Origin of the sequence: Paracoccus sp. SCN 68-21 (genome assembly GCF_001724535.1) — a bacterium.
Classification (GTDB): Bacteria; Pseudomonadota; Alphaproteobacteria; order Rhodobacterales; family Rhodobacteraceae; genus Paracoccus; species Paracoccus hibiscisoli.
The window spans coordinates 131,249-147,648 of sequence record NZ_MEES01000001.1 but is presented as its reverse complement, the minus strand read 5'-3'; the positions used below and the strand labels follow the sequence as shown (position 1 = coordinate 147,648).

The following is a 16,400-nucleotide window of genomic DNA, read 5'->3' as shown; positions in this document are numbered from 1 at the left end:
AGCCCTTGGTGACATCTGCAGCATGTTCTCACCCGAAGAATGCTGGAACTACTTCCACGCTGCAGGCTATGTGTCAGGTTAAAAGCGAAATGCTCTAATACCCGCGCTGGCGGTCAACCAGATAAAGCGCGTGCTGGCCCGCCATCACCCGCCGCAGGTTCTGCGCCACCACCGGCGCGGCCGTTTCGGGCCGGGTCTCCGCCGCGATATGCGGGGTCACCGTGACCGCGGGGTGGGACCAGAAGGCATGATCCGCGGGCAGCGGCTCGGCCCGGAACACGTCCAGCACCGCATGGGCCGGGCGCCCCCGGTCCAGCGCCTCCAGCAAGGCCGCGTCGTCGATCAGCGTGCCGCGCCCCGGATTGATCAGCCACGCCCCCTGCGACAGCAGGGCCAGCCTGCGCGCGTCCAGCAGGCCCTGCGTGGCGGGCGTGTCGGGCAGCAGGCAGATCAGGATCTGCGCCCCGGCCAGCGCCTGGTCCAGCGCCGCGACCGGCAGCACGGACACCCCCGGCACCGCCCGCCCCGAGGCGCTGACCCCGGTGACCGGAAACCCGATCCCGGCCAGCATAGCCGCCACCGCCTGCCCAATCGCGCCCATCCCTAGCACCGTCACCGGCCGCGCATCCGCCAGCGGCGGCACCTGACCGTTGCGCCAGGTGCCGTCCTGGGCATAGCGGTCCATGCCCAGATGCGCCCGCATCGCCCAGCCCGTGCAGTATTCGGCCATGCCGCGCTGCAGCCCCGGATCGACCATCCGCGCCAGGGGCTGGGTCAGGGTCGCGTTGCCCACGATCCGCTCGACCCCGGCCCAGAGGCTCTGGATCAGGCGCGCGTTGCGATACGGGGTGAAATCGGTGATGTCGCCACCCGGCGCATAGATGATCGCGTCGAACCCCGCCGGATCGCCATCGCGCGACAGGGTCATTTCGGGCAGCGCCGCGCGCAGGGCGGGGGCCCATTCGTCCCATGCCCCGTCGCGGGCGGAAAAGCGGACCTTCATCGTGTCACCTCGGTCTGTGGACATGGGCCGATTGCACCAGGCCGAACCCCAGCATCAGGATCATCAGCGACGTCCCCCCATAGCTGACCAGCGGCAGCGGAGAGCCCTTGGCAGGCAAGAGCCCCATCACGGTCGCCATGTTGATGGCGAAATACAGAAAGAACGTCCCCGAGATGCCCAGGGTGATCAGGCTGGCAAAGCGGTCGCGATTGGTCAGCGCCGAATAGATGCAGAAGCCCAGGATCAGCATGTAGAGGACCAGCAGCGACGAGGCCCCGATAAAGCCGAACTCCTCTGACAGGACGGTAAAGATGAAATCGGTGTGCTTTTCGGGCAGAAAATTCAGCCGCGACTGCGTGCCCTGCATGAAGCCCCGCCCGGACAGGCCGCCCGACCCCAGGGCGATCTGGCTTTGGATGATGTTATAGCCTGCGCCCAAGGGGTCGGAGGTCGGGTCCAGGAACGTGTCGATGCGGCGGAACTGATAGTCGCGCAACAGCTGCCAATCGGTGCCCCGGCTGCGCATGATCGCAACAACCAGACCCACGGCGGCACCGATCACCACCCCGAAATACCACAGCGACACGCCTGCCGCGAACATCACGATGCCGCCCCCCGCCACCAGCATGATCGAGGTGCCCAGGTCCGGCTGCATCAGCACCAGCCCCGTCGGCGCCAGGATCAGCAGCACCGGCACCAGCACCCATAGGGGCCGCGACACCCGGTTCAGCGGCAGCCAGTCGTAATAGGCTGCCAGCAGCAGAACCAGCGCGATCTTCATCAGCTCGGACGGCTGGATGCGGATCGGGCCGATGTCGATCCAGCGCTGCGCGCCCATGCCGATGACGCCGAACATGTCGACCGCCACCAGCATCAGGAAGCAGACCACATAGGCCGCCACCGAAATCCCCCGCCAGAACCACATCGGCACGAAGGCCAGGCCCAGCATGACCACCATGCCGATGGCAAAGCGGATCATCTGTGGTTCGGCCCAGGTGTCCATGCGCCCGCCGGCAACCGAATACAGCATCAGGAACCCGATGCAGCAGACGGCGGTGATCAGCAGGACCAGCGGCCAGTTGATATACAGGACCTTGCGGAACCCGGTCGGAACCTGGGCGACCTGATAGTCGAGATAGGACATCGCTTACGCCCTGCTGCGGCCGGGGCGCGGGGCCTCGGGCTGAAAAAGCTGCATGGCCTCGTGGCGGGCCTCCAGGCCTGCGCGCGCCTCCGACGGGACCGCGTCCAGCGGCGGCAGCCCGCCGTTCAGCGCGAACAGCAGGATGTCGCGCGCGATGGGCGCCGCCGCGGTCGAGCCCCCGCCCCCGTGTTCGACCACCAGAGAGATGGCGTATTTCGGCGCCTCATAGGGCGCATAGGCCACGAACAGCGCATGGTCGCGCCGTGCCCAGGGCAGCTGATCGTTCGAGATCACGCCCCGCGCGCGTTCGGCCACGGTGATGTTGCGGACCTGGCTGGTGCCGGTCTTGCCCGCCATGCGCCAATCCTCGCGCGTGATCCGAGAGCTGCGCGCCGTGCCCCGCGCGCTGTTCATCACCGCATCCATGCCAAGGCGCGCGACGCGCAGCGACCCCTCGCTGATGTCCAGGGCCGGGTAGTCCGGCACCGCCTGGCGCACCCCGTCGATGGAGCGCACCAGCTGCGGCCGAACCTCGCGCCCCGAGGCGATGCGCGCCGTCATCACCGCCAGCTGCAGCGGAGAGGCCAGCACGAAGCCCTGCCCGATGGACGCGTTCAGGCTGTCGCCGACCTGCCAGCTCTGGCCGTGGCGGGCCATCTTCCATTCGCGGTCAGGCGCGATCCCCACGGCCACGGCGGACATGGGCAGGTCGTGGCGCACGCCCAGGCCCAGCTTGCGCGCCATGATGGCGATGCGGTCGATGCCCACGCGCTGCGCCAGTTCATAATAATAGACGTCGCAGCTTTCCTCGAGGCTCTTGATCGCGTCGACCGTGCCATGTCCGCCGCGCCGCCAGCAGTGGAACCGCCGGCCCCCCAGTTCTGTATGGCCGGGGCAGAAATAGCGGGTGCCCGCGTTGATCACCCCCGCCTCCAGCCCCGCCATCAGGGTGGCCATCTTGAAGGTCGATCCGGGCGGATAGACGCCCTGCACCGTCTTGTCGGCCAGGGGGCGGTGGTCGTGATCCATCAGCGCGCGATATTCCGGGCTGCTGATGCCGCGCACGAACTTGTTGGGATCAAAGCTGGGCGACGAGCAGATCGAGATCAGCTCTCCGGTCTGGCAATCCATTACCACGGCGGCGGCCGATTCCTCGCCCATGCGCTGTGCGGCGTAATTCTGCAGCGCCGCATCCACGGTCAGCTGCAATGTCGCGCCCTGCTCACCCTCCTGGCGGGACAGCTGGCGCATCTCTCGGCCCTGGCTGTTGACCTCGACGCGGCGCGCGCCGGCCTTGCCGCGCAGGACCTCCTCCATGCGGCCCTCGACCCCGATCTTGCCCAGCTGAAAGTCGGGCAGGCGCAGGACCGGGTCCGGGTCCTCGATCCGCGACAGGTCGTAATCGCTGACCGGCCCGACATAGCCCATGACATGCGCGAAATCGCCCGCCCGCGGATAGGCCCGCGACAGGGCCGATTCGGGTGTGACGCCGGGCAGCGACGGCGCATTGACGGCGATGGCGCTGAACTGCTCCCAGGACAGGCGGTCGGCCAGCACGATGGGGGTGATGGCGCTGCGGCGGCCGAACTCCTCCATCAGCTCCGCGATGCGGGCCTCGGTCATGGGGATCAGCTGCGACAGGCGGCGCAGCACCGGTTCCACGTCGCCACCCGCCTCCTCGCGGGTCAGGGTCACGCGATAATTCTGCTCGTTTCCGGCAATGATGATGCCGGTGCGGTCCAGGATCAGCCCGCGCGACGGCGGCAGCAGCCGGATCTTGATCGAGTTGCCGTCGGCCAGCATCCGGTATTCCTCGGCGTGGTCCAACTGCATCGACCGCATCTTCAGCGCCAGGGTGGTCACGGTGCCGATCTGGATGCCCGCCAGCAGCAGGCCCCGCCGGGTGATCTGGCGGCTGCTGTCCATGATCTCGCGTTGGGATTTCTTCATGCCGTTACTGCCCAATCCGTCCAGACTCGTTCGTCGCTATGTCTCGTTGCGTCCGCTGCGACGCAGGCCGATCAGCCAGCGCGCCGCGAACACGACCAGCGGATAGGCCGCCACCGTGGCCAGAAACTGCAGGATCACCTGCCCCAATGCCGATACCGGCAGCATGAACACCACCTGCACCAGCCGATAGCCCAGCATCGCCAGCCCGATCAGGATGCCGACGCGCAGCCATTCAACCATGAATGGCTGATCGCGCCAACGGGGCTCTCGCAGTCGTGCAGCCTCGGAGGCCAGCAGCACAAAGACCGTCCACAGCCCCAGGGGCCGCATCAGCAGCACGTCCTCCAGCAGGACGGCCAGCACGATCACCGGGGCGGCCAGCTGGTCGGGGCGCCGCAGCACCCAGGCCAGGATCAGCGCCAGCCCCAGATCGGGGCCGGGCCAGCCCATGATGCCCCCCGACAGCGGGAGCAGGCGCACGAACAGCAGCACCCAGACCGAGGCCAGAAAGACCAGCGTGCCCAGAACAAAGCTGCGGCGGGGCAACTGGATCACGGTGTCGTGCCCGGGTCCAGCGGGTCGCTGGCCGCCGCCGCATCCACCGGAGAGGTCGGCAGCTGCGGCCCGATCGGCCCGGTGATGCCGCCGCGGATGACGGCTGCGCCATCGACCACCGCCTCGGCCGGATGGGACCGCAGGACGCGCAGGAACTCCAGCCGCTCGTAATCGGCGGCCATGCGCAGGCGCAGCCGCCCGTCGCTGCCCTGCGCGACCTGTCCGACCAGCAGGCCGGGCGGAAACACCCCCCCGTCGCCCGAGGACACCACCCGGTCGCCCGGGCGCACATTGTCGCCCTGTTCCACGAATTCCAGCAGCGGCAGGGGCGTGTTGTCGCCGGTCAGCAGCGCGCGTTCGCCCGTGGGCTGGACCGTCACCGGCAGCCGCGAGGACGGATCGGTCAGCAGCACGACCCGGCTGGTCCGGTTCCCCACCCCCGAGATGCGCCCGACCAGCCCCAGCCCATCCATCGTGGCCCAACCCTCGACGATGCCGTCCTGGCGACCGACGTTCAGCAGCACCGACTGGCGAAAGGCCGACCCGCTGTCGACCATGACCACGCCGGTGACGCTGGTCAGGGCCGGGTCGATGCGCACGTTGTTCTGCGCCATCAGCTTGGAGTTCTCCTGCTCGAGCTGGACGGCGGCCTCGCGCCAGGCGGACATGCGCTGCAATTCGCGGCGCAGCTCCTGGTTCTGCTCATAGATGCGGGCATAGCTTTGAAAGCCGGACACCATCTGCGTGACGCGCGTCACCGGCACCAGCGCCCATTCGAAACGCGGCACGATGCGGTCGATCATCGCGGTGCGCATCTGTTCGGCGCGCGGGCTGTCGATGCGCCAGAACAGGAACAGCGCCAGCAGCGCCAGCGCCATGACCGCGATCAGGACGCGCCGCACCGGAGTGGCGAAATCTGGACCCTTGCGCGCCATTCTGGCGCCCTCCGCGACGCGATCAGCTGTCGTAATCGATGACGTGGCGCAGCTGCTTTTCGAACTCCAGCGCCTTGCCGGTGCCCAGGGCCACGCAGCTCATCGGCTGGTCGGCCAGGCTGATCGACAGGCCGGTCTGCTCGCGCAGCGCCAGGTCCAGTTCGCCCAGCATGGCGCCGCCGCCGGTCAGCATCACGCCGCGATCGACGATGTCGGCGGCCAGATCCGGGGGCGTCGCCTCCAGCGCGACCATCACGGCCTCGCAGATGGCCTGGACGGGCTCGGACAGGGCCTCGGCAACCATGGCCTGGCTGATCTCGATCTCCTTGGGGATGCCGTTCAGCAGGTCGCGGCCGCGCACCATCAGCGTGGCGCCGCGCCCGTCATCGGGCATGCGCGCGGTGCCGATGCTGGTCTTGATGCGTTCGGCGGTCGATTCGCCGATCAGCATGTTCTGGTTGCGGCGCAGATAGTTGATGATCGCCTCGTCCATGCGGTCGCCGCCGATGCGGACCGAGCGCGCATAGACCACGTCGCCCAGGGACAGCACCGCGACCTCGGTCGTGCCGCCGCCGATATCGACGACCATGGAGCCGGTCGGTTCGGTGATGGGCATGCCCGCGCCGATGGCCGCCGCGATGGGTTCGGCGATCAGGCCGGCCTTGCGCGCGCCTGCGGACAGGACCGACTGGCGGATCGCGCGCTTTTCAACCGGGGTCGCGCCGTGGGGGACGCAGACGATGATCTTGGGCTTGGAGAACGTCGTGCGCTTGAACACCTTCTTGATGAAGTGCTTGATCATCTGTTCGGCGCTGTCGAAATCGGCGATGACGCCCTCGCGCATGGGGCGGATGGCCTCGATGCTGCCGGGCGTGCGGCCCAGCATCAGCTTTGCATCCTCGCCCACGGCCAGGACGACGCGCTTGCCGTCCTTGACGTGATAGGCCACGACCGAGGGCTCGTTCAGGATGATGCCCTTGCCCTTGACATAGATCAGCGTGTTCGCCGTCCCCAGATCGATTGCGATGTCGGTCGAAAACAAACCGCCGAATGCCATGCCCGTATCCTTTTCGCGCCGGTTGGCCCGGCCTGCCTTGTTGTGATGGTCCGCCTGCGCTGAATCGCCGCCCGCGCGTGGCCCCGTATAGAGCCACGCCGCCCACCGGAAAAGCCCCGATGCGCCACAGGGCGGTCAAAGGCGGCATCCCGCGCGTCACGGTTGCGCGGGATGCCCCGTCTTAATGGGAGTACATGCTGATCTGCTTGGCATCCGTGTCTCGCCCGGTCATCGCGCGGCGCACGATCAGCCGGTTCAGCGCGCCGACATAGGCCTTGACCGATGCCAGGATCGTGTCCGTGTCGGCGGCCTGGCCGGTCACGATGCGGCCCTCCTCCTCCATGCGGACGCTGACGGTGGCCTGGGCGTCGGTGCCCTCGGTCACGGCATGAACCTGATACAGCTGCAGCCGCGCCGCATGCGGAAAGATCTCCCGCACTGCGTTGAAACACGCATCGACGGGCCCGTCGCCGGTCGTCTCGGCCCGCTTTTCGACGCCGTCCACGATCATGGTCAGGTCGGCCGACTGCCCGTCGCTGCCGCAGACGACGCGCAGATGCTTGACCTGCAGATGATCCTCGGCGGTGTTGGCGGCGGCGTCCAGGACCAGCGCCACGATGTCGTCGTCATAGACCTCCTTCTTGCGGTCGGCCAAAGCCTTGAACCGCACAAAGATGTCCTTGAGCTGGTTGTCACCGACCTCGTATCCCAGATCGGCCAGCTTGGCCCGCAGGGCGGCGCGGCCCGAATGCTTGCCCATGGCGATGTTGTTCTCGGTCAGGCCGATATCGGCGGGGCGCATGATCTCGAAGGTCTCGACGTTCTTCAGCACGCCGTCCTGGTGGATGCCGGATTCGTGCAGGAACGCGTTCTTGCCGACGATGGCCTTGTTGAACTGCACCGGGAACCCCGACACGGCCGCCACCCGGCGCGAGATCCCCATGATCTTGGTCGTGTCGATCCCGGTCTGATACGGCATGATGTCATTCCTGACCCGCATCGCCATCACCACCTCCTCCAGCGCGGTGTTGCCGGCGCGTTCGCCCAACCCGTTGATCGTGCATTCGATCTGGCGCGCGCCCGCCTCGACCGCGGCCAGGGCGTTGGCGGTCGCCATACCCAGGTCGTTGTGGCAATGCGTGGCAAAGATGATCTCATCCGCGCCCGGCACGCGCTCCAGCAGCATGGCGATCAGGGCGGCGCTTTCGCGCGGCGCGGTATAGCCCACGGTGTCGGGGATGTTGATCGTCGTGGCGCCCGCTTTGATGGCGATTTCCACGACCCGGCACAGGTAATCATGCTCGGTCCGCGTCGCGTCCATGGGCGACCATTGCACGTTGTCGCACAGGTTGCGGGCATGGGTCACGGTCTGGTGGATGCGGTCCGCCATCTGGTCCATGTCCAGGTTCGGGATCGCCCGGTGCAGCGGCGAGGTGCCGATGAAGGTGTGGATGCGCGGCTGGCGGGCATGGCGCACGGCCTCCCAGCAGCGGTCGATATCGGGCAGCTGGGCGCGGGCCAGGCCGCAGATGACGCTGGTTTTCGCCAGGCGCGCGATCTCGGACACGGCGGCGAAATCGCCTTCGGATGCGATGGGAAAGCCTGCCTCGATCACGTCCACGCCCATCTCGTCCAGCATGGCGGCGATTTCCAGCTTTTCGGCATGGGACATGGTGGCGCCGGGCGACTGTTCGCCGTCGCGCAGGGTGGTGTCAAAGATCACGACGCGGTTCTGTTCGGTCATTGGTGCTGTCTTTCGTGCGAAGTCTGAAGGAAACTCCGGGCGCTGACCTGACTGAGCGGCGGCCCGGAAGACCCGCTCAGCGCAGCGTAAGAAGCAGCAGACCGCGAAGCTGCACGGCCAGACGCGCGCCCTGGGGCGCGGTGCGGGTCGTGGCGATGTGGCGCATCCGGGTCATGGCGGGACTATGCCGTGTGGCGGACGGCTTGAAAAGCCCCGATCTGCACCGCCCATCCAGGCGGCAGTTTGCGCGCGACACATTGTAGCGACACATTTTCTCTGGCCTCGGCCCGCAACCCTGCCTATCGTTTCAGCACGAGAACAAAGAAACGAACCAACAGATGAGGGCACAATGTCACGCAAGATCGTCGTCGGCTTCGACGGCAGCGACGCCTCGGTGCGCGCCCTGGATTTTGCCATCACCCGCGCGCAGGCGCAGGGCGACAATATCCTGATCGCGCATGTCCTGGAGTGGTCGCCCTACAGCTTCCTGACCGCGGCCGAGGTCGAGGAACGCCACCGCCGCCGCAAGGAGGAGTTGCAGCGCGCCGAGGTCGCCATCCTGACCCCCATGGTCAAGCGGGTCGAGGATGCGGGCATCCCCTGCGCGACCACGCTGCGCTATGGCCATATCGCCGAAACCCTGTGCCGCATCGCCAAGGACGAGGGCGCGGCGATGATCTTCATCGGGCGGATGGGCGATTCGGGCTTTGCCTCGCGCATCTTCGGATCGGTCGCGGCGACGCTGGCGCAGGTTGCGCCGGTGCCCGTGGTCATCGTGCCGTGACCGGCCAGAAACAGGGACAATGACAATGAAAACACGCATCACAGCCGCGACCCTTGCGGCGCTGGCCGCGGGCCCCGCCGCAGCCCAGGGCATCGACGAGACCGTCAACCAGATCTTTGCCAATTCGACCGGCTGGTTCGTCAGCCTGATCTTTTCCAACTTTCCGGGCACGACCTTTCCCTGGATCGTGGGCTGGCTGGTCGTCGCGGCGACCGTCTTCACGCTGTATTTCGGCTTTATCCAGGTGCGCGCCTTTGGCCATGCTCTGGCGCTGGTCCGCGGCGATTACTCCGACCCCAACGACGCCGGAGAGGTCAGCCATTTCCAGGCCCTGACCACCGCCCTGTCGGGGACCGTGGGCCTGGGCAACATCGCGGGCGTCGCGGTGGCCATCGGCATCGGCGGCCCGGGCGCGACCTTCTGGATGATCCTGGCGGGCCTGCTGGGCATGGCGTCCAAGTTCACCGAATGCACCCTGGGGGTGAAATACCGCAACGAATATGCCGACGGCACCGTGTCGGGCGGGCCGATGTACTATATGGTCAAGGGATTCGCCGAACGCGGCCTGCCGGGCGGCAAGATCCTGGCCGTGCTGTTCGCGATCTTCTGCATCCTGGGCAGCTTTGGCGGCGGGAACATGTTCCAGGCCAACCAGGCCCATGCCCAAATCAGCAATGTCGTGGGTGCCTATCCCGGCTGGATCACCGGCGTGGTGATGGCGATCATCGTGTTCCTGGTCATCGTGGGCGGCCTGAAATCCATCGCCCGCGTCACCGAAAAGGTCGTGCCCTTCATGGCCGCGATCTATGTCGGCACGGCGCTGATCATCATCGTCATGAACTATGACATGATCGGCACCGCCTTCAGCCAGATCTTTGTCGGCGCCTTCACCAATGACGGCGTGGTCGGCGGCATGATCGGCGCGCTGATCCAGGGCTTTCGCCGCGCGGCGTTCTCCAACGAGGCGGGCGTGGGTTCGGCCGCCATCGCCCACAGCGCCGTGCGCACCAAGGAGCCCGCGACCGAAGGCTTTGTGTCGCTGCTGGAGCCGTTCATCGACACGGTGGTGATCTGCACCATGACCGCGCTGGTGATCATCATCACCAGCCAGCTGATCAGCGACCCGGCCACGGGCCTGTTCGTGCTGAACGAGGCCGGCACCCAGATCCAGACCGTCACCGGCAACAGCGGCGTGGCCTTGACCTCGGACGCGTTCAGCAGCGCCTTTGGTTGGTTCCGCTATATCCTGGTGGTGGCGGTGGTGCTGTTCGCCTTCTCGACCATGATCTCGTGGAGCTATTACGGGCTCAAGGCCTGGACCTTCCTCTTCGGAGAGGGCCAGACCAAGGAGCTGGTGTTCAAGGTCATCTTCTGCCTGTTCGTGGTCATCGGCGCCTCGGCCGGTCTGGACCCTGTGATCGACTTCTCGGATGCGGCGATCTTTGCGATGGCGGTGGTCAACATCATCGCGCTGTATCTGCTGATGCCCATCGTCAAGGCCGAGATGAACAGCTATCTGGCGCGCCTGAAATCGGGCCAGATCCGCAAATACGACTGACGGTCCCGCGCGGGCCAGCGAACCAGGCAGGGACACGGGGGCGGGCGACCGCCCCCGTGTCTCATTCGCGGTGGTCCCCCGTGCCGATCTGTGCCAAACGGCGCGCCCGCACAGGAGGAACCCGATGCCCGCAAAGCCCCCCTTCGTTCATGCCGGAATGCGCCTGCCCTTTGCGCTGCTGGTCACATGCTTTGCGGCCTGGGGGATTGCTGCGAACATGACGGACCCGCTGGTCCAGGTCTTCTCGCGCATCTTTTCGATGAGCACGCTGCAGGCGTCCTTCGTGCAGTTCGCCTATTACGGGGCCTATTTCCTACTGGCGCTGCCCGCGGCCTTCATCAACCGGCGCTTCTCCTACAAAACCGGCATCCTGACCGGGCTGGGCTGCGCCATCGCGGGGGCGTTCCTGTTCTATCCGGCGGCGCAGGCGATGACCTTTGGGTTCTTTCTGCTGGCGCTGTTCCTGCTGGCGGGCGGGCTGTCCATCCTGGAGACCTCGGCCAACCCCTTCGTCATCGCGATGGGCCCCGAAGGCAACGCCACCCGCCGCCTGAACCTGGCACAGGCCTTCAACCCGGTCGGCACCAATATCGGCGTCTTTCTGGCCGCGACGCTGATCCTGCCGCAGCTGAACCCCGCCACCGATTCCGAACGCGCCGCCATGCCCGCAGCCACGCTCGAGACCATCCAGCGGGCCGAGCTGACGGCCGTTATGACCCCCTATGTCGGCTTTGCGGTGGTGCTTCTGGTGATCTGGGTGGCCATCGCGCTGCTGCGCATCCCGACCGACCGCGAATCCATCGCCCCTGACGCCGCCGGGGTGCAGTTCGGCCCGACCCTGCGGCGGCTGCTGTCCAACCGGCACTATGTCTTTGGCGTGGTGGCGCAGTTCTTCAACGTCGCGGCGCAGACCTGCGCGTGGACCTTCACCATCCCCTATGTCATCGCCACCCTGGGCGGGACCGAGGCGCAGGCGGGCTGGTATCTGCAGGCCAGCCTGATCGTCTTTCTGATCGCGCGCTTCGTGATGGTGGGGGCGATGGGCGTGATCCGGCCCGCCGCACTGCTGACGGTCATGGCCGTGGCAGGCACCGCGCTGTGCCTGTTCGCGGCGACCGGGCCGGGTCTGGCCGGGGTCTGGGCGGTGGTGGCGCTGTCGGCCTGCCTGTCGCTGATGTTCCCGACCATCTATGGCATCGCCCTGCAGGGGCTGGGCCAGGACACGAAGTTCGGCGCGGCGGGGCTGGTCATGGCGATCCTGGGCGGCGCGCTGGTGCCGCTGATCCATGGCGCGGTGATGGATGCGCAGGGGGCCGCGCTGGCCTATGTCGTGCCGGGGCTGTGCTTTGTGGTGGTGGCCGCATTCGGCCTGTTCGACCTGCGATCGACGCGCAAGGCGGCCGCGCGGCCCTGACGGGTCGCGCTCAGCCCCGCCTGCGCCGCACGGGCAGCATCTGCTGCACCGCCCCCGCGACCAGCAGCCAGACCGATGTCAGGATCAGCCCCCACAGCGCCAGGGGTCCGGGGTGGAAATCCAGCCAGGCCGCCCAGATCGCGAACAGCACCCAGAGCAGCGCCACCGGCAGCGACACCGCCCGCCAGCGTTCGGTGCGAACCGGGTGGATGAACTTGATGCCGGTGAACATCGCGATGCTCAGCGTGGTGACGATCAGCAGGATGACGATCCAGTGCGGCTCGGTCGCGAACAGGACAAGGATGACCATGTTCCAGCAGCCGGGAAAGCCCGCGAATGAATTGTCGCGCGTCTTCATCCGTGTATCCGCGAAATAGACGACGCTGCCAAAGACGATCACGATGATCGCGAACCAGCCCGTCCAGCCCGACAGCAGCCCCGACTGGAACAGCGCAAAGGCCGGGATGAACACATAGGTCAGATAGTCGATGATCAGGTCCATCAGCACGCCGTCATAGGCGGGCCAGTTCTTCTTGACGTCATAGCGGCGGGCCAGCGGGCCATCGATGCCGTCCACGACGAAGGCCACGACCAGCCACAGATACATCAGCGCCCATTCCCCCTGCACCGCGGCCAGCATGGCCAGCATGGACAGGACCGCACCGCTGGCGGTCAGAAGATGGACGACAAGGGCTTTGTGACGCAGGTGCATGGCCGGTTTGTCGCAGGTTGCCGGGGGCTGTGCAACCGCGCTTGGCCCCCTGCGGCGCGCGGGCGGCAAGGGCGGCGGGGGGCCTCAGCGCAGGATCGGGGGGCCCTTGGGGCGCGGAGCCTCGACCTCGGGGGCGGGGGGCGTCAGGTCGAACAGCAGCGCGCCGGGCGGCGGGGCGGTGTCGGAAAAGCTGATGTCGACGCCGCCGGGCTGGGGCGGCAGAAAGGCCAGCGCCTCGGCCAGGGCCTTGGCGATGGCGGGCTGGCGGTCCACGGGCGCGCCCGCAATGACCAGCAGATGCCCACCGCCCGCCACACCGACCAGCGCCGCCCCTGCGACCAGACCCCGCAGGTCGGCCAGCCGTTCGGCCAGCGCATCGGACAGATCGGCCGCCACGCCCGCATCGGGCGCGGTCAGGCGCAGCCGGGCCTCGGCCTCCTCCGGGGCGGCCTCCAGCGCGCCGGTCAGCCAGTCCAGCATGGCGGCGTCCAGCATCATCTCGGACGGGTGGCCCGGATTGACCAGCAGGCCCGCCCCGTCCGCCTTGAGCAGCCCGGCCAGCACCCGCCCCGGCAGCGCCGCATAAGCCACGGAATGGCCAAAGAAATCCGCCAGCCGGTCCTCGGCGTCGCAGGCCAGCGCCATCCGGACACCGTCAAGATCAAAGATCTGCAGCTCGACCTGGTCATGGGCGGGCTCGCGCAACAGCGCCACCGACAGTTCGGTATCGGCCAGACGCGACAGCATCCGCGCCCGCTGCCGGTCGTCGGCATCGTGGAACGGAACGGGGGCAAGATCATCCAGCGCGCTCATGTCGGGACCTTTCCAAGCGGACGGCCCAAGGGGTAAAGGCCCCGCCCCGCCCACGCAAGCGTGATTGCCCAAGTGCCGCGGACCGTCCCATATTGTCTGCATGAAAAGACGCGCCTTGATCCTGACCGCCGCCGCCCTGCCCCTGCTGGCAGCCCCCCGACTGGCCCGTGCCAGCCTTGCCCCCCTGCTGGCCGAGGCCGGACAGATGCGCCCCCTGCGCGCCGTCGCCCTGTGGCGGGCGGATGGCGCGCAGGGGGGGGAACTGGCCGCGCGCGGCTATAACGGGTTCACCCCCGACCGTCCCACGAACATCAAGTCTGCGTCGAAATCGGTGGTCTCGGCCCTGGCGGGCATCGCCATCGGGCGCGGCCTGCTGGAGGGCGCGGATCAGCCCGTGGCCCCCTGCTGCGCAGCGACCTGCCCGCGAACCCGGACCCGCGGATCGCGCGGATCACGCTTGGCAACCTGCTGTCCATGCAGGCCGGGCTGGAGCGACAGTCGGGCCAGAACTATGGCCGATGGGTCAGCAGCCCGAACTGGGTGCGCAGCGCGCTGGCCGCGCCCGTCGTTCAGGACCCCGGCACGCGGATGCAGTATTCGACCGCCTCGACCCATCTGGTCGCGGCGATCCTGACCCGCGTCACCGGGCGCCCGCTGCTGGATGTGGCGCGCGACTGGCTGGGGCCGGTGCCGGGGTTCCGCATCACCGGGTGGGACCGCGATCCGCAGGGCATCTATCTGGGCGGCAACCAGATGGCGATGTGCACCCGCTCCCTGCTGGCCTTTGGCGCGATGTATGCGCAGGAGGGTCAGGCCGGCGGCCGTCAGGTCGTGCCCCGCGCCTGGATCGACCAAAGCTGGCAGCGTCGCACCGCCAGCATCTTCAGCGGGCAGGGATACGGCTATGGCTGGTTCCTGGGCCAGATGGGCGGGCGCGACGTGCGCTATGGCTGGGGCTATGGCGGGCAGATGATCTATGTGTTCCCCGCCACGCGCAGGCAGCCCGCGATGGCCATCGCGATGACCTCGGACCCGGACCTGCCATCGGGGCGCACGGGGCACCGCGACCAGCTGCACCGGCTGGCGGTCTGAACCGCCCCCGCCGATGGCCCCCCGGACGCAGGGGGCTTTATTCGATGAAGTCGCCCGCCTGGAAGTTGCCCAGGTTGCCCAGCAGCTGGCCGATCACGCTGATCTCGGTCACGGAGCCGTCGGTCACGCGGCGCGACAGGGTGACGACGCGGCCCCGCTCCAGGCCGAAGGTCTCGACATTGCTGACCACGCCCGAGGGCGCGAACGAGATGGCGACGACCCTGCGGTCGATCTCCTGCGGGGCGGCGGGGCCGAGGCGGCGCCAGCGCGATCCGACATAGTACCACCCCGATCCCGTCAGCAGCCCCTGCGCCGAGGGGCGGCCGATCAGGCCGGGCAGATCGTCCATGGTGGTCTGGCCCGGCACGACCTGCGCCAGCTCCAGATCCGGGGGGACATAGCCGTGATTGCGTTCAATGGGTGCACAGGCGACCAGCCCGAGGACAGCCAGAAACGCCAGTTTCATCAGGGTTCTGATGGCGGTCATGGGCGGGTTCCCTCCTTGGGGCGGTTGACGCGGTCCGCCCTGCCTAGCAAACTCGGCCACCCTGCTCAAGAATATCAATCCGACCGGCCCGGCCCCGCCGCGCCCCATCGCCCCCCCCATTACTCCGTATCGCCCGAGGCCCCATGACATCCCCCGACCTGCATCCCGACCGACATCCGCAACGCCTGCGCGTGGCGCATCTAAACCCCAACAGCGCGACACCCTTTCACCTGCGCCCCGACGATCAGGTTTGCGCGGCCATCGCGACCGAGCTGGGCATCGATGCCCTGTCGCGTCTAGATCTTCGCGGCCAGGTCCGCGCCCAGGGCACCGACGGCTGGCTGCTGACCGGCGATCTGGCGGCGCGGGTGACCCAGCCCTGCGTGGTGACGCTGAAACCCGTGCGCACGCATGTGACCGACAAGGTCCGCATCCAGTTCTCTCCGCACGTGACAGCGCCCGAGGGCGACGAGGCCGAGATGCCGGACGAGACGCTGGAACCCTTGGGCAATTTCATCGACCTGACCGCCATCATGATCGAGGCGCTGTCGCTGGCCCTGCCCGAATACCCGCGCGCCGAGGGCGCATCGCTGCAGGCCACCGCCCCCGAACCCGAGGCCACCGACACGCGCCGCCCCTTTGCCGGTCTGGACAAGCTGCTGGGAGGCCGGACGGACGAATCCTGACCGCCGGGCGTGGCCGCCGCGCCACAGCACGGGCGCGAAATGACCGCGCGGGTCGGGTCGGGGGGCGCAATCGGGGCGGTTTCGCGCCAAATGAGGCCGGATCGTGGCGCAATTGCGGCCCTCCCGCGCCTTCGGGGCTTGCGGGCAGGACCGCCATCGCGTATCTGCGCGGTTCATTTACGAATTCAAATCTGGTGCCATAGCGTCGCGGCGCAGCACCCTGACAACCGAGGTGGTGACATGGCTGTCCCTCAGAATCGCGTAACCCGGTCCAAGCGCAACATGCGCCGTGCGCATGATGCGCTGGTCGCGGGCAACCCGAACGAATGCTCCAACTGCGGCGAGCTGAAGCGTCCGCATCACGTGTGCCCGTCCTGCGGCCACTATGCCGATCGCGAAGTGATCGCGAAGGCGAACGAGATCGACCTGGACGACGACGCGGCCTGATTTCGGCACGCGGCGCCTG

Annotated in this window: 16 protein-coding genes; 6 read left to right on the top strand and 10 right to left on the bottom strand. The window is 67.8% G+C overall.

What is annotated here, in order from left to right; all coding sequences use genetic code 11:
- Positions 1–94: 94 nt before the first annotated feature.
- The 7 genes from ABS73_RS00735 to ABS73_RS00705 form a co-directional block, all read right to left on the bottom strand.
- Entirely contained in the window at positions 95–1,027 is a 933-nt protein-coding gene (locus ABS73_RS00735; RefSeq protein ID WP_277023055.1) for a 2-hydroxyacid dehydrogenase, read from the bottom strand.
- Positions 1,008–2,147, bottom strand: coding sequence for a rod shape-determining protein RodA (gene rodA, locus ABS73_RS00730; RefSeq protein WP_277023052.1), 1,140 nt, complete (start codon positions 2,145–2,147; stop codon positions 1,008–1,010). Before rodA ends, ABS73_RS00735 begins: the two co-directional genes overlap by 20 nt.
- A 3-nt stretch (positions 2,148–2,150) precedes the next feature.
- On the bottom strand, positions 2,151–4,097 hold the full coding sequence (gene mrdA / locus ABS73_RS00725) for a penicillin-binding protein 2 (RefSeq protein ID WP_277023049.1): 1,947 nt from the start codon (positions 4,095–4,097) through the stop codon (positions 2,151–2,153).
- A gap of 36 nt (positions 4,098–4,133) precedes the next feature.
- Positions 4,134–4,652, bottom strand: a complete 519-nt coding sequence (locus ABS73_RS00720) for a rod shape-determining protein MreD (RefSeq protein ID WP_277023046.1) — start codon at positions 4,650–4,652, stop codon at positions 4,134–4,136.
- Positions 4,649–5,587: a rod shape-determining protein MreC gene (mreC, locus tag ABS73_RS00715; RefSeq protein WP_277023043.1), complete on the bottom strand. Its 939-nt coding sequence runs from the start codon at positions 5,585–5,587 to the stop codon at positions 4,649–4,651. The genes ABS73_RS00720 and mreC overlap by 4 nt, the downstream gene beginning before the upstream one ends.
- A 22-nt stretch (positions 5,588–5,609) precedes the next feature.
- Positions 5,610–6,644: a rod shape-determining protein gene (locus ABS73_RS00710; protein ID WP_045982734.1), complete on the bottom strand. Its 1,035-nt coding sequence runs from the start codon at positions 6,642–6,644 to the stop codon at positions 5,610–5,612.
- Between the two features lie 181 nt (positions 6,645–6,825).
- A complete protein-coding gene (locus ABS73_RS00705) occupies positions 6,826–8,388 on the bottom strand; it encodes a 2-isopropylmalate synthase (protein WP_136856354.1) in 1,563 nt (520 codons plus the stop codon).
- 349 nt (positions 8,389–8,737) lie between these two features.
- On the opposite strand from ABS73_RS00705, the gene ABS73_RS00700 reads away from it, so the two are divergent.
- The 3 genes from ABS73_RS00700 to fucP all read left to right on the top strand — a co-directional run bounded on the left by ABS73_RS00700 (position 8,738) and on the right by fucP (position 12,144).
- A complete protein-coding gene (locus tag ABS73_RS00700) occupies positions 8,738–9,172 on the top strand; it encodes a universal stress protein (protein WP_277023037.1) in 435 nt (144 codons plus the stop codon).
- A 25-nt stretch (positions 9,173–9,197) separates the two neighbouring features.
- Positions 9,198–10,730: an alanine/glycine:cation symporter family protein gene (locus ABS73_RS00695; protein WP_277023034.1), complete on the top strand. Its 1,533-nt coding sequence runs from the start codon at positions 9,198–9,200 to the stop codon at positions 10,728–10,730.
- A 124-nt stretch (positions 10,731–10,854) separates the two neighbouring features.
- Positions 10,855–12,144, top strand: a complete 1,290-nt coding sequence (fucP, locus tag ABS73_RS00690; RefSeq protein WP_277023032.1) for an L-fucose:H+ symporter permease — start codon at positions 10,855–10,857, stop codon at positions 12,142–12,144.
- A 10-nt stretch (positions 12,145–12,154) separates the two neighbouring features.
- On the opposite strand, the gene ABS73_RS00685 is transcribed toward fucP, so the two are convergent.
- Both ABS73_RS00685 and ABS73_RS00680 read right to left on the bottom strand, forming a co-directional pair.
- The gene (locus ABS73_RS00685) at positions 12,155–12,856 is read right to left on the bottom strand and encodes a CDP-alcohol phosphatidyltransferase family protein (RefSeq protein ID WP_277023029.1); all 702 of its coding nucleotides are present in this window, start codon (positions 12,854–12,856) and stop codon (positions 12,155–12,157) included.
- 84 nt (positions 12,857–12,940) lie between these two features.
- The gene (locus tag ABS73_RS00680) at positions 12,941–13,669 is read right to left on the bottom strand and encodes an SseB family protein (protein WP_277023026.1); all 729 of its coding nucleotides are present in this window, start codon (positions 13,667–13,669) and stop codon (positions 12,941–12,943) included.
- A 474-nt stretch (positions 13,670–14,143) separates the two neighbouring features.
- On the opposite strand from ABS73_RS00680, the gene ABS73_RS00675 reads away from it, so the two are divergent.
- Entirely contained in the window at positions 14,144–14,761 is a 618-nt protein-coding gene (locus tag ABS73_RS00675) for a serine hydrolase domain-containing protein (protein ID WP_286693375.1), read from the top strand.
- Positions 14,762–14,798: 37 nt separating this feature from the next.
- On the opposite strand, the gene ABS73_RS00670 is transcribed toward ABS73_RS00675, so the two are convergent.
- Complete coding sequence (locus ABS73_RS00670) at positions 14,799–15,248, bottom strand: outer membrane protein assembly factor BamE (protein ID WP_277023021.1); 450 nt, start codon at positions 15,246–15,248, stop codon at positions 14,799–14,801.
- 143 nt (positions 15,249–15,391) lie between these two features.
- Here ABS73_RS00670 and ABS73_RS00665 point away from each other — a divergent pair, with 143 nt between their 5' ends.
- Both ABS73_RS00665 and rpmF read left to right on the top strand, forming a co-directional pair.
- Positions 15,392–15,934 carry a YceD family protein gene (locus ABS73_RS00665; protein ID WP_277023018.1) on the top strand — a complete coding sequence of 181 codons (543 nt, stop codon included), beginning with the start codon at positions 15,392–15,394 and terminating at the stop codon, positions 15,932–15,934.
- A gap of 240 nt (positions 15,935–16,174) precedes the next feature.
- Complete coding sequence (gene rpmF, locus ABS73_RS00660) at positions 16,175–16,381, top strand: 50S ribosomal protein L32 (protein WP_042251337.1); 207 nt, start codon at positions 16,175–16,177, stop codon at positions 16,379–16,381.
- Positions 16,382–16,400 lie beyond the last annotated feature (19 nt).